Annotated in this window: 11 protein-coding genes; 7 read left to right on the forward strand and 4 right to left on the reverse strand. The window is 61.1% G+C overall.

Annotated elements, in window-relative coordinates:
* Nucleotides 1–104 precede the first annotated feature (104 nt).
* From NCT32_RS31510 to NCT32_RS31525, 4 genes are all read right to left on the reverse strand, one after another.
* Nucleotides 105–1,586 (reverse strand): aldehyde dehydrogenase, encoded by a 1,482-nt coding sequence (locus NCT32_RS31510; RefSeq protein ID WP_061121252.1) that lies wholly within the window; start codon nt 1,584–1,586, stop codon nt 105–107.
* A gap of 53 nt (nt 1,587–1,639) precedes the next feature.
* Nucleotides 1,640–2,416 carry a glucose 1-dehydrogenase gene (locus NCT32_RS31515; protein ID WP_061121251.1) on the reverse strand — a complete coding sequence of 259 codons (777 nt, stop codon included), beginning with the start codon at nt 2,414–2,416 and terminating at the stop codon, nt 1,640–1,642.
* A 4-nt stretch (nt 2,417–2,420) separates the two neighbouring features.
* Nucleotides 2,421–3,245: an SMP-30/gluconolactonase/LRE family protein gene (locus NCT32_RS31520; RefSeq protein ID WP_061121250.1), complete on the reverse strand. Its 825-nt coding sequence runs from the start codon at nt 3,243–3,245 to the stop codon at nt 2,421–2,423.
* 135 nt (nt 3,246–3,380) lie between these two features.
* Nucleotides 3,381–3,671: a putative quinol monooxygenase gene (locus NCT32_RS31525; protein ID WP_061121278.1), complete on the reverse strand. Its 291-nt coding sequence runs from the start codon at nt 3,669–3,671 to the stop codon at nt 3,381–3,383.
* A 350-nt stretch (nt 3,672–4,021) separates the two neighbouring features.
* On the opposite strand from NCT32_RS31525, the gene NCT32_RS31530 reads away from it, so the two are divergent.
* The 7 genes from NCT32_RS31530 (at nt 4,022) to NCT32_RS31560 (ending at nt 12,333) form a co-directional block, all read left to right on the forward strand.
* A complete protein-coding gene (locus NCT32_RS31530) occupies nt 4,022–5,716 on the forward strand; it encodes a GMC family oxidoreductase (RefSeq protein WP_086961565.1) in 1,695 nt (564 codons plus the stop codon).
* Nucleotides 5,691–7,169, forward strand: a complete 1,479-nt coding sequence (locus NCT32_RS31535; RefSeq protein ID WP_061121249.1) for an NAD-dependent succinate-semialdehyde dehydrogenase — start codon at nt 5,691–5,693, stop codon at nt 7,167–7,169. Before NCT32_RS31530 ends, NCT32_RS31535 begins: the two co-directional genes overlap by 26 nt.
* Nucleotides 7,170–7,246: 77 nt before the next feature.
* Nucleotides 7,247–8,212 (forward strand): sugar ABC transporter substrate-binding protein, encoded by a 966-nt coding sequence (locus NCT32_RS31540; RefSeq protein WP_061121248.1) that lies wholly within the window; start codon nt 7,247–7,249, stop codon nt 8,210–8,212.
* Between the two features lie 68 nt (nt 8,213–8,280).
* Nucleotides 8,281–9,249 (forward strand): sugar ABC transporter substrate-binding protein, encoded by a 969-nt coding sequence (locus tag NCT32_RS31545; protein ID WP_061121247.1) that lies wholly within the window; start codon nt 8,281–8,283, stop codon nt 9,247–9,249.
* A 40-nt stretch (nt 9,250–9,289) separates the two neighbouring features.
* Nucleotides 9,290–10,828 carry a sugar ABC transporter ATP-binding protein gene (locus tag NCT32_RS31550; protein WP_061121246.1) on the forward strand — a complete coding sequence of 513 codons (1,539 nt, stop codon included), beginning with the start codon at nt 9,290–9,292 and terminating at the stop codon, nt 10,826–10,828.
* An 11-nt stretch (nt 10,829–10,839) separates the two neighbouring features.
* Nucleotides 10,840–12,081: an ABC transporter permease gene (locus NCT32_RS31555; RefSeq protein WP_250491133.1), complete on the forward strand. Its 1,242-nt coding sequence runs from the start codon at nt 10,840–10,842 to the stop codon at nt 12,079–12,081.
* A 3-nt stretch (nt 12,082–12,084) separates the two neighbouring features.
* Nucleotides 12,085–12,333, forward strand: coding sequence for a hypothetical protein (locus tag NCT32_RS31560; protein WP_250491134.1), 249 nt, complete (start codon nt 12,085–12,087; stop codon nt 12,331–12,333).
* The last annotated feature ends 51 nt before the right edge of the window (nt 12,334–12,384 follow it).

Below are 12,384 nucleotides of genomic sequence, written 5' to 3' on the forward strand. Positions count from 1 at the left end.
TGTACTCGGCCGACGGCCGCGCAAACAACACGGCGCAAGGTTATGGTGCGCCTGGGCAGGCCCTGCGTCGAGTCGCATTTTCTCGGCGTCGTGGTAAGTGGGTCTTACCGCTGGACGAATGGATTCGCTGGCGGCTTGTCGGAGGTAGACAGGAAGACGCTCTTGGTTTCGAGGAACTCATGAACCGCTTCGATTCCGTTCTCGCGACCGATGCCCGACATCTTCATGCCGCCAAACGGCATCATGAAACTGTAGGCTCGGTATGTATTGACCCAGACGGTGCCGGCTTTCAGGGCCCTGGTCATGCGCATCGCGCGGCCGATGTTCCCGGTCCAGACGCCCGCGACCAGGCCATAAATCACGCTGTTTGCCAACGTCACGGCATGTTGCTCGTCATCGAACCCGATGATGGACAGCACGGGACCGAAGACTTCCTCTTGCGCAATGCGCATGTCGTTGGTGACGTCCGTAAAGATGGTCGGCTCGACGAACTGGCCGCCCGTTAGCCCTGGGCCGGAAGCGGGCTTGCCGCCGAGAATGCAACGAGCGCCGTCGCGTCTTGCAATTTCGATGTAGTCGAGCACCTTCGCATATTGAGGAGGCGTTGCGACGGGCCCGACATTCGTCTCCGGCTGCATCGGGTCGCCGAGCCTCACACCGCGGGCGAGAGCGAGCAGACGTTCGGTGAAACTTTCCTTGATCGAATTCTGCACTAGGAGCCGTGAGCCGGCGATGCACATCTGACCGGCCGCGCCAAAGATGCCCGAGACGACGCCGACTGCTGCAGCATCAAGGTCGGCATCCTCGAAAACAATATTCGGCGACTTTCCCCCGAGCTCCATCGAGACGCGCTTCATGCCTCCGGCCGCGGTCTCGTAGATCCGCTTGCCTGTGATATCCGAGCCGGTGAAGCTGATCTTTGCGACGTCGTCGTGCTCGACGAGCGCAGCGCCTACTTCGTTGCCGTAGCCCGTGACGACATTGAAGACTCCGTCGGGCAGTCCGGCTTCTTTGGTGAGCGCTGCAAATTCGAGCGAACTCGCTGACGCAAATTCCGAAGGCTTGACAACGACCGTGCAGCCGGCGGCCAACGCAGGAGCGCACTTCAACGACAGGAACTGCAGCGGCGAATTCCACGCGGTCAGGGCGGCGACGACGCCCACTGGCTCATGCGTAGTGAAAGCAAAGACGTCAGCCTTCTCGACAGGCATGACGGCGCCTTCAATCTTGTCCGCAAGCCCACCGTAGTAGTACCAGTATTCGGGAATGGTCTTGAGCTGACCTTGCATCTCCGTGAAGACTTTGCCGTTGTCCCGCGTCTCTGTCGCGGCGAGTTGCCCGGCGTGCTGGACGATCAGGTCGCCGATGCGCCGCATCACCTTGCCGCGCTCGGTTGCGGTCATCCGGCTCCACGGACCGTCGTCCAGCGCGCGCTTGGCGGCTTCTACGGCGCGCGCGGAATCTCCAGCGGTCCCGCGAGGAATCTTGGCCCACGGCTCGCCGGTGTAGGGATCCACCGTGTCGATCCACTGGCCCTTCGCGGGATCTTCGGGCTTCCCGTCGATCCACAGCTGATATGTCTTCACGCACCTGTCTCCATGGCTTCGCTAACCGTCGAAGGTCGCCGTCGATTCGTCGATCAGAGGCCCGCTGTCTGTCCGCCGTCGACCACGACTGCATGACCAATGGCGAACCCCGCTACATCGGAACACAGCCAGAGGACGGTGTTGGCGATCTCCTCCGGACGACCCAGGCGGCCAATCGGCTCTTGGGCGATCATCCGCTTGCGGTTCTCTTCGGTGCCTTGCGTGAAGCGGCCGATCATCGGGGTATCGATGATGCCCGGACACACCGCGTTGATGCGTACGCCATCTTTCCCATACTCGAGCGCTGCCGACTTCGTGAGACCGATGACGCCGTGCTTGGCCGCACAGTAAGCAGCCTGGCCGCGGATGCCCACCACGCCCGCGCCAGACGACGTGTTGACAATGGAACCGCCGCCGTTCTTGAGCATGATCGGAATCTGGTACTTCATGCAGTAGAAGACGCCGCCGAGATTCACACGCAGATTGCGTTCGAAGGCTTCGTCGGGAATGTCGGCCGTGTAGGCGAGCGCTTGCTCGATGCCTGCGTTATTGAATGCGAAGTCGAGCCGGTCGAATTTATCGATGGTTGCCGCAAGCGCGGCCTGCACGTTGTCGGGCTTTGAGACATCGCATTTCACGGCGAGCGCGCGGACGCCTTCCGCTTCGACCATCCGCACAGTTGCCTGTGCGGCTTCTTCCGAGAGATCGACCACGACGACATCCGCGCCTTCCTGGGCGAAAGCCAGGGCCGTTGCCTGTCCGATGCCGTTCGCCGCGCCGGTCACGAAAGCCACTTTCCCCTCATAGTTCCACTTGCGATGCGTCGTCATTGCTTCATAGCTCCGTTTTAAAGATGGCGCTGCGCGGCTGTCGCGCTTGCAGTTGTTGATCCGTTCCAAGGTACACGCAGCAATAGAGCGTTTTTCCGTCTCTGCCGCCTAGCGTGCACGACACGGCGTTGCCCTCGAACCGTATGCGGTCCGTGATTTCGCCGCCTTCGAGTACACGAACGAACTCGCCGGTGTTATAGCAACCCGCCCAGATGGCGCCGTGCTTGTCGGCACAGATTCCATCGGGCTGCCTGCCCTTGAGGTCCGCGAAGACTCGCCTGTTCGATAACGTGCCGTCATTCGCTCTGTCATACGCGGTGAGCTTGCCGCACCAGGTCTCGGCGACCACGAGCGTGCGTCCGCCGTCCTTGATCACGGCGCCGTTGGGAAATTCCAGTCCCTCGGCTGCGACGCGAATGGAGCCGTCAGGCTCGACGGCATGCATATCGGTCAGTTGTATGGGCGCCCCGCCGAACAAGTCGTAGCCGAAGTTGCCGACATACACGCGGCCGGCTTCATCGACCACGAGATCGTTGAGGTCTCCAGTCGCTATATCGCTCAGGTCCGCATAAACCGAAAGGGCGCCGTTCGACACCCTCATCAGCTTCCTCTGGGCGCATGACACGACAATGGGCGTCATGTCTGACAGGAAGCCGATGCCTGCCGGGCGTCCCGGCACCTCACAGACGACGCTGCGGGTACCGTCTTCGGCGACGATATAAAGCTTGGAATCGAAAACGTCCGACACCCAAAGCCGGTTGTCGAACCAGCGTGGCGCCTCCAGGAAGACGAAGCCATCGGCCACGAGCGTCGCCTGATGCTCTTTCATGGATATGCTCTTTTAATGGAAATGACGCGGTGAGGTGTCTCCTTCCAACGCAGGTTATTGCCTCGTTGCCTGTCAGGTCCAGTTCGATTTTGTTCGCTCGACGGTAAGCAAGGCTGAAGGCCGCTGTTGAACCAGTTACTTACCTTGCTTGAGCACGTGAATCTTATTGCTCTCGACCCAGCCTTCCGTCTTCTGCAGGTAAGCCTTGACGTGCGGCGAGATGCAATGCGCGTTGAAAGTCTCCAGGCTTTCCCATCGTTCGATAAAGACGAAGCAGCGCGGCTCCTGCATATCGCGGTACATCTCGTACTGAAGCACGCCCTCTTCTTCGTGAACGGGCGCGAGCAAGTCTTCGAGCGCGTCGGCCAACTTCTCCTCGCACCCAGGCTTTGCAAAAGAGATGGCAATCGCGGATACCTCGGACATGGTGTTCTCCTGTGATATGGAAAAAGGAAAGGCGAGGATATACGTGAGCATCGGCGAACAAAAGCGCCCTCGGGATACATCCAGGCGAGTCGCGACTTCCCGCGGGCCGCTCGATGAGATCGCGAACTAGGTGTTTCCCTTATGCGGCGCAGGCATCCAAAAACTTGCCGCCCTAATGCTGACGGGCGAAGGCGCTGCGACGGGCGTTTGCGGACGGTCTCTAACCAGCACGAGGATTGGTTTAGCGATGCTTACCCTCAACGCCAGAAAAACCAACTAGACCTAACCGTCGACTGGGAAATAACCTTCATCAAACAGCAGCACACCCCTGAACCCAGTTGTTGGACGGCATGGAAATCTACGACTACATCACCATCGGAGCAGGGTCGGCGGGTTGCGCACTTGCACGCGGCCTGAGCGACAACCCTGAGAACAAGGTCTTGCTTCTGGAAGCCGGTCCTCCTGCCGACAGGTTCTGGGTGAACACACCAGCCGGCATGGCGAAGCTGTACTTCCATAAAGAGCTCAACTGGAATTACTACACCGATCCAATGCCGGCGCTCCGGAACCGAAAGATGTACTGGCCGCGCGGTAAGACGCTGGGCGGCTCGAGTTCCATCAACGGGATGATCTTTATCCGCGGACACCGCAATGACTTTGACAGTTGGCGCGACCTGGGTAACCCGGGGTGGGGCTACGACGATCTCCTGCCGTACTTCAAACAGATGGAGCACAACCAGCGCGGCGCGAACGAATATCGCGGCACAGGGGGACCGCTGTGGGTGAGCGATCCCGTGACGAAGGTCCGCAGCTCACACGATTTCATCGAAGCCACGGAGCGGTTGGGCGTTCCTCGCACCGAGGACCTCAACGGTGCGGTGCATGACGGCGTCGGCTTCATGCAGCACACCATTCGCGAAGGACGGCGGTATTCGGCCTACACGGCATTCATCGAACCCGTGCGTCACCGGCGCAATCTGACGGTGCTGACCGAGGCTGCGGTGCAACGTATCGTGCTGAAAGGCAATGTAGCGACGGGTGTCGAAGTCGTCATTAAGGGAGAGCGTAGAACGTTCAATGCGGCGAAGGAAGTCATTGTCTCGGCCGGGTCCCTGAATTCGCCGCAGATACTCATGCTGTCCGGCATCGGGCCGGATGAGGAGTTGCAACGACACGGCATCAGAACGCTCGTGAACCTACCCGGAGTGGGCCTCAATCTGCAAGACCACTTCTATGTGCATGGAAGCTATCGCTCGACGCCGGACAGTTCATACAACCTCGAACTGGGTGGCATCAGGAAGTATCTGGAAGGCGCGCGCTATCTGCTGACGCGTAAGGGCTATCTAGCGCTCGGATCGTCGCAGGTCGGTGCCTTCCTGAAGAGCCGGCCAGAAGAACCGTACGCGGATTTGCAAATTAGCTTCAGGCCGATGACCTTTACCTACCATCCAGGCGGCGAGTGCGAAGTGGATCGCCAGCCGGGCATGGGCGTGTCGGTGTATCTACTGCGTCCGCGGGCCACCGGAACCGTGACCTTGCGCTCGTCGAAGCCGGACGATCCTGCCGTGTTCAAGCCCAACTTCTTGAGTAATGAAGACGACAACAGGGCGATGATCGCGGGTGTGAAGATGATTCGTCGAATCATGTCGACGGAGCCAGTTGCATCGCGCGTCGTTGAAGAAGAGATTCCCGGTCCGATGGTTCAGACTGACGAACAGATTTTTCATTGGATGGCGGCGACCGGCAACTCCGCACACCATCAGGCGGGTACCTGCAAGATGGGCCGCGACCGCCTCGCGGTCGTCGACGAACGCCTGCGCGTGAGAGGGGTCGAGCGCTTGCGCGTGGTGGATGCATCGATCATGCCGCATCTCACGTCGGGCAACACCAACGCGCCGTCCATCATGATCGGCGTTAAGGCAGCAGACATGATCGCGAAGGACGCTTCATCTCCTCGGGAAATTCGAGAGAGAGAGGGTATCCGCGGTCTGAACCGGTTCAGCAAAAGGAATTCATTCGATGTCAACCGCAAGTCTTCAAAGTGATCAAAGCAAGGTGCGAACACAGTATCCGCGAGTCGGTCTGTTCATCGATGGCGAGTGGATCTACGACCGGGAGACAGTCGTCGAAGTAAGAAACCCGGCCACGGAAGAAGTGCTCGGACGGGTGCCGAAGGCGACCGGCGACGACCTCTCGCGCGCTCTGGATGCAGCCGCACGGGGATTCCGCATCTGGCGCGACACACCGCCCCAGGAGCGCGTCAAGGTCATCCAGAAAGCAGCGGCTTTGATGCGCGAGCGACTCGACCTCATCGCCACGACGATCACGCTGGAGAACGGCAAGCTTTACTCCGATGCCTACGCGGAAGCCGACCGTTCGATGAACTTCTTCGAATGGAATGCTGCGCAGTCTTTGCGCGACTACGGGTTAGTTGTGCCAGGCGAGTCACAGATGCAAAAGTTCGTCCTGCGACAGCCGATCGGACCGGTGGCGGCCTTCACGCCGTGGAACGTGCCGATCAGTTCGGCGGCCCGCAAGGTCAGCGCAGCATTGTCAGCGGGATGCTCGGTCATTCTGAAGGCCGCCGAGGAAACGCCCGCTACGGCATGTCTCGTGGTGAAGGCGTTCGAAGACGCGGGCCTGCCGCCCGGCGTGCTGAATCTCGTGTTTGGCAATCCGGCGGAAATATCGTCGGTGCTCATTGCTTCGCCGGTCATTCGGCTGGTTACGTTCACGGGCTCGGTGCAGGTCGGCAAGCACCTCACGCAGCTGGCCGCGGCGGCCATGAAGCCGGTCTTGATGGAGCTGGGCGGTCACGCTCCGGTCCTCGTCTGCGAGGGTGTAAATGGCGCGGCAGTCGGACGACTCGCCGCGCGCGGCAAGACGAACGCGAGCGGACAAATTTGTGCGTCGCCATCGCGGTTCATCGTTCATCGCAGCGTGTATGACGATTTTGTTGCCGCCTTTGCGGGTGCAGTGAACGATGTCCGCGTCGGCGACGGCTTCAGCGAGACCGCGCAGATGGGGCCGGTGGCGAGCGCACGGCGGCTGGCGGCCATGCAATCGCTGGTGGCGGACGCCCGGCAGCGCGGTGCGCGCGTGGCTGCGGGAGGCGAACGGATTGGCGAACGCGGTTACTTTTTCGCCCCGACCGTTCTGGCCGATGTTCCGAACGATGCCGACGCAATGACGATTGAACCCTTCGGCCCGCTCGCCGCGTGCGTGCGCGTTGACAATCTGGGCGAGGCCATTGCGCTGGCGAACAGCCTGTCGGTCGGACTGGCCGCGTATGCCTTCACCAACTCGTTGGAGGACGCCGAGCGCATCGGCCGCGAGCTGGAGTGTGGCGTCCTCTCCATCAACCATTTCGGCACGCCGGACGCCGATACGCCCTTTGGTGGTGTCAAGGACAGCGGCATCGGGCGAGAGGGCGGTCCATCAACGCTCGACGCCTACATGGTCACGAAAACAGTGCTGCAAAAGACAGTACGCATCTAAGAAAAGCTCAATACAAGAAGACCCGTTCAGAAACGAGCGCAGACGTTGGACCAAAACAAACATATTGGAGACAAACGATGGGCACGTTTCAGAGGCGTCTTCTGAGCGCAGGCGCGGCGAGCCTGTTGCTGGCCGCCGGTGCGGCAAGCGCAAAGCAAATCACGGTTGGGTACGTCGCTGCGGGATTGCAGTATCCGTTCAATGTCGCTGTCGCGAAGGGCTTTGAAGATGCGGCCAAGGCAGCGGGCGCCAAGGCCATCATCCTCGACCCCAAGACGAGCGTCGAGAAGCAAGGCAACGCAATCGACGACCTGATTTCGCAGAAAGTCGACGGCATCGCTTTTCTGCCGCTTGATGGCGTTGTCGCCCAAGGCTGGGCGGACCGCGTCGCGGCGCACGACATTCCGCTCGTCTCGGTGGCGACTGAACTGGGCGATCCGCAGAAGCGCTCGATCCACGACGTCTATCCGAAGCTCGCCGCGCTGGTGGCGAGCGACGAGGTACATACGGGCTATAACGCCGGGGAGATTGCGGCGAAGTTGTTGTCGAAGGGACGCGTCGCCAACATCGCGATCGTGGAAGGCGCGCCGGGTTATCCGCAAGTCTGGCAGCGCACGAAAGGCTTCAAAGATGCGTTGGACAAGGCTGGAGTGAAGTATCGCGTGGTTGCGTCCCAGCCGACCGACTGGACCGCCGAGAAGGGCGAAGCCGTCTGTCAGAACATCCTGACCGCTCATCCCGATGTCGATCTCTTCTATAACCAGGCGGATGACATGGTCGTTGGCTGCGCACGCGCTGTACGCGCGGCCGGTTCCAATGCAAAGCTCGTCGGCTGGGGCGGCTCGCGCCTGGGCATCACGGCGATCAAAGCGGGTGAGGTGGATGGCACTGTCTGCGTCCAGCCGGAGCAGATGGGCCAGCAGGCGTTCAAGGCGCTTTACGCCGCTGTGACGAATCCAGGCGCACCGAAGGGCAAGTTCATCGAAATCCCGACGCCCGGCGTCACTAAAGCGAACGTATCCAGTTGCGTGCCTCAGTGGTAAGCGCCGCCCTCAACGCGGTCCAAGTAACGAAAGCAGCAAGACAACAAAACAAATCGACGGAGACACTCATGAAGAGTCATTTCAGGAAGGTGGGCGTGATTTGCCTGGCGAGCGCGTTGGCGTTCATGGCAGACGTCGCGCTGGCGAAGGACATCACGCTCGGCTACGTTGCCGCGGGCATGCAGTACCCGTTCAACGTTGCGGCCGCAAAAGGCTTCGAGGCGGCGGCGAAGGCGGCAGGCGTCAAGACGATCGTCCTCGATGCGAAAACGAGTGTCGAGCGCCAGGGGAATTCGGTGGATGACCTCATCGCGCAAAAGGTCGATGGCATCGCCGTTCTGCCGATCGACGCTGTCGTCGCGCAGGCCTGGGTCGATCGGGCTGCGTCCCACAACATACCGATCGTGGCTGTGGCGACGCAGGTCGGCGATCCCCAGAAGCATCCTGTGAAGGATGTCTATCCGAAGCTGACCGCGCTGGTCGCGAGCGACGAAGTGCATGCCGGATACAACGCCGGGCAGATTGCAGCGACGCTGCTCCCCAAGGGGCGCACGGCGAATATCGCGATCGTCGAGGGCGCGCCCGGGTATCCGACCGTATGGCAGACGACTCAGGGCTTCAAGGAGGCACTCGACAAGGCGGGCGTCAAGTATCGCATCGTCGCCTCGCAGCCTACGGACTGGACGCCTGAGAAAGGTGAGTCGGTCTGCCAGAACATGCTGACCGCGCACCCGGACATCGATCTGTTCTTCAATCAGGCCGATGACATGGTGATTGGCTGCGCCCGCGCCGTACGCTCAGCAGGCTCGCACGCAAAGCTGATCGGGCGCGGTGGATCACGTCTTGGCATCAACGCGATCAAGGTCGGCGACGTCGATGGAACCGTCTGCATCCAGCCCGGAAAGATGGGGCAGCTCGCGTTCAAGGCGCTGTACGCAGCGGTGACGAACCCCAGCGCGCCGAAGGCACAGTTCGTCGATGTCGACACGCCTCAGGTTACCAAGGCGAGCCTCGCGCAATGCGTGCCCGAGTGGTAAGCACGAGCGACGACAACCGATGTCGTAGGAGAAAGACAAAATGGCAAACGAAGTCCCGCTGTTGCAGCTTGAGGGCGTCACGAAGACATTCCCGAACGGGCTGACCGCGCTTCGCGGAGTCAATCTGGAAGTGTCACGCGGTACGGTGCATGGGTTGCTCGGCGCGAATGGCGCTGGCAAATCGACGCTCATCAAGATTCTCTCCGGCTCACTTCCGGCCACGGGCGGACAAATCGTTTGGAAGGGCGCTGCCGTTGAATATTCAAGTCCGAAAGCGGCGAATGACATGGGCATTGCGACCATCCATCAGCACATTCCGTTGGTACCGACGCTCTCGGTGCTCGAGAACGTGTTCCTGGGAGAGGAAGGCCGGTGGCGACGAAATACGAAGATACGGCAGCGGTTCTCGGAGTTGTGCGCGCGCGTCGGATACTGGCTCGACCCGGACGGTCTCGTGAGCGATTTGTCCATCGGGCAACGTCAGATGGTCGCGATCCTGCAGGCGCTTGGCACGGGCGCCGAAATGATCGTAATGGACGAGCCGACCGCTTCGCTTGCCGCGAGTGAACGCGAGGTGGTTTATCGCATCGTGCGGCACCTTTCCAGCGTCGAAAACAAGGCGATCGTGTTCGTCTCGCATTTTCTCGATGAAGTGATCGCGCTCACGGACCGTGTGACGATTCTGCGCGATGGTCAGGCGGTCGTGGATGCGAAGACGTGTGATCTCGACGAATCGCGTATTGCGGAAGCCATCGTCGGCCGCCAAATCGTCGCACTCGAACGGGCGACGCCGCGGCCTGTCGATGCGGCAGCCCCCGTGCTGTTGGAACTGAAGAATCTCGCGTCGCCCCACAAGCTCGAACCGGTCTCCTTGTCCCTCAAGGCGGGTGAGGTCGTAGGCGTAGCCGGGCTCTTGGGCTCGGGTCGCAGCGAATTGCTCCATGCGATCTTCGGCGCGGACCCGGACGCCACGGGAGAAGTGCTACTTGAAGGCCGTGCGCTCGCCCAGTCGACGGCGGCCGCGGTGAAGGCGGGTCTGGCGCTCGTGCCGGAAGACCGCATGGCGCAGGGCCTCGTGCCCGGCTTCGAAATCTGGCGCAATACGACGCTTCCCGCGCTCGATGGCGTATCACGGGGGCGCTGGTTGCCGGACAGAACGCAAGAGCAGCAGCGAGGCGCGGAGGCCATCCGGCGTTTGTCGATCAAGGCGAACTCGCCGGACATTCTCGTGACCGAGCTCAGCGGCGGGAATGCGCAAAAAGTGACCATCGCAAAGTGGCTGTTCAGCGATGTGAAGGTGTTCCTGCTGGACGAGCCGACCGCCGGAATCGACATCGGCGCGAAGACCGACATTCTGTTGCTCGTGCGAGAACTGGCGGCTGCGGGAAAGGCGGTGATCGTCGTATCGTCGGAGTTCGAGGAAATTCTGGCTGTGGCCAGCCGAATCCTAGTCATGCGTGATGGACGCTGCATCGCCGAGCGCCTGGGCCACGAAACGTCCGAGCACGAACTGGTTCTGCTGGCAGGCGGCACGAGTGCGAACTCGGCGAGCGCGCCACGTGCAGCCGCGCAATCTTGAAAGAGCGAGTAATGATGAATCTGACGACTTCAACCCATTCCGGTCCGTCCCACGGCGGCGACGGTTCTTCGGGCGGCCCAACGGACGGCGTGACCGCGACGATGCAGGCGCAGGCGACGGACTGGCGACGCTTATTGGGTCTGCGCGAGATGGGCGTCTACTACGCCCTCATCTTGCTGGTGCTGGTGATCTCCGCGGTCACAGTCTATACCGGCAGGCCCAGTTACCTCAGCGTGGCCAATATTTCCAACGTGCTCTACCAGTCGTCACTGGTTGCGATCATCGCCGTTGCGATGACGGTGATTTTGATCACGGGCAACTTCGATCTTTCAGTCGCTTCGGTGGCGGCGCTTTCGGCCGCGGTGGTCGTGGGGCTCGCGGATACCGTCGGGTTCTGGCCCGCTGCGCTCATCGCGATGCTGGTCTCGGTCTTGGCTGGCCTGTTGAATGGCGCGATCGTCCAGTATCTCGGTATCAACGCGTTCATCGTAACGCTGGGCACATTGACTGCGATTCGTGGGGTGGTCCAGATCTATACCGATGGCCGCTCGCTATCCGTGGACACGCCCGACGCGTTGCAGGCGATGCGACTCTTCGAGTCCGGCCGACTGCCGATAGCCATTCCGCTCATCGTCATCGGCGCGGCCCTGCTGTTGGCGGGATGCTATTTCGTGGTCCGTGCGCGCCGCGAGTCGCGCACTGTCTCGGTGACGTCCCTCGGAATGCTGGCAGGCGGAGTCTGCTGCCTCGCTCTCGTCGCGGCCGGCGGGATGTCGCTTGCGATGCCGAAGCCCGTCGTGTATATGGCTATTTTTACGTTGATCGTCTGGTTCGTTCTGAGTTTGACGAACGTGGGCCGGCGGGTCTATGCAGTAGGCGGCAATCCCGAAGCGGCGCGTTTATCGGGGATCAATGTGAAGCGGTACAAGATGGCGGGCTTCATTCTCTGTAGTGCGGCGGCCGGCTTTGGCGGAATCCTGTTCGGCAGCCGTCTGGGGGCGGTCAATCCGACGGCGATGCAAGGCGCGGAACTGACTGTCATCGCTTCGGCGATTCTCGGCGGCACGTCACTGTTTGGCGGCGCAGGCTCCGTCATTAAAACGCTTGCGGGCGCGCTGCTGCTGTTCACCTTGACGAACGGATTCAACATCCTGAACTTGGGCGCGAACTATCAGGGCGTCATCGAAGGAACGGTGGTCGTGACGGCAGCGGCCATCTATACGGTCGGCGGTACGCGACGTCGTAAGCGCTAAGCCATGTCTGCACACGTTGCGGATTGCACGTTGGGTCAGGAGCCCCTGATCGTGACTGATCGTTGCACCGGCTCCGAAGCGCTGACGGTTGCCGATCGGAAGATCATTTCGCAAGGGCTGACCGCGCTCTTGCGTGAACGGTCGGTGGCTTACGAGATCGCGGTGAACGTCGCGCTTTCTCGCGGCATCGCCCGACCTGACGTGCGCGATTTCGGCCTACCCGACATCCTCCGTCTCAGCCGAATGATCTAGCAGAAACCAATGTTGAGTGCGTTTTTGTTACGAGCGCATGTGGAGAAGAAA

The organism is Caballeronia sp. INML2 (assembly GCF_023631365.1).
Lineage (GTDB): Bacteria > Pseudomonadota > Gammaproteobacteria > Burkholderiales > Burkholderiaceae > Caballeronia > Caballeronia turbans.

Coding starts and splice junctions, on each gene's coding strand:
- NCT32_RS31535 (WP_061121249.1), top strand. CDS start 5,691: ATGTCAACCGCAAGTCTTCAAAGTGATCAAAGCAAGGTGCGAACACAG.
- NCT32_RS31540 (WP_061121248.1), top strand. CDS start 7,247: ATGGGCACGTTTCAGAGGCGTCTTCTGAGCGCAGGCGCGGCGAGCCTG.
- NCT32_RS31515 (WP_061121251.1), bottom strand. CDS start 2,416: ATGACGACGCATCGCAAGTGGAACTATGAGGGGAAAGTGGCTTTCGTG.
- NCT32_RS31550 (WP_061121246.1), top strand. CDS start 9,290: ATGGCAAACGAAGTCCCGCTGTTGCAGCTTGAGGGCGTCACGAAGACA.
- NCT32_RS31530 (WP_086961565.1), top strand. CDS start 4,022: ATGGAAATCTACGACTACATCACCATCGGAGCAGGGTCGGCGGGTTGC.
- NCT32_RS31525 (WP_061121278.1), bottom strand. CDS start 3,671: ATGTCCGAGGTATCCGCGATTGCCATCTCTTTTGCAAAGCCTGGGTGC.
- NCT32_RS31545 (WP_061121247.1), top strand. CDS start 8,281: ATGAAGAGTCATTTCAGGAAGGTGGGCGTGATTTGCCTGGCGAGCGCG.
- NCT32_RS31555 (WP_250491133.1), top strand. CDS start 10,840: ATGATGAATCTGACGACTTCAACCCATTCCGGTCCGTCCCACGGCGGC.
- NCT32_RS31560 (WP_250491134.1), top strand. CDS start 12,085: ATGTCTGCACACGTTGCGGATTGCACGTTGGGTCAGGAGCCCCTGATC.
- NCT32_RS31520 (WP_061121250.1), bottom strand. CDS start 3,245: ATGAAAGAGCATCAGGCGACGCTCGTGGCCGATGGCTTCGTCTTCCTG.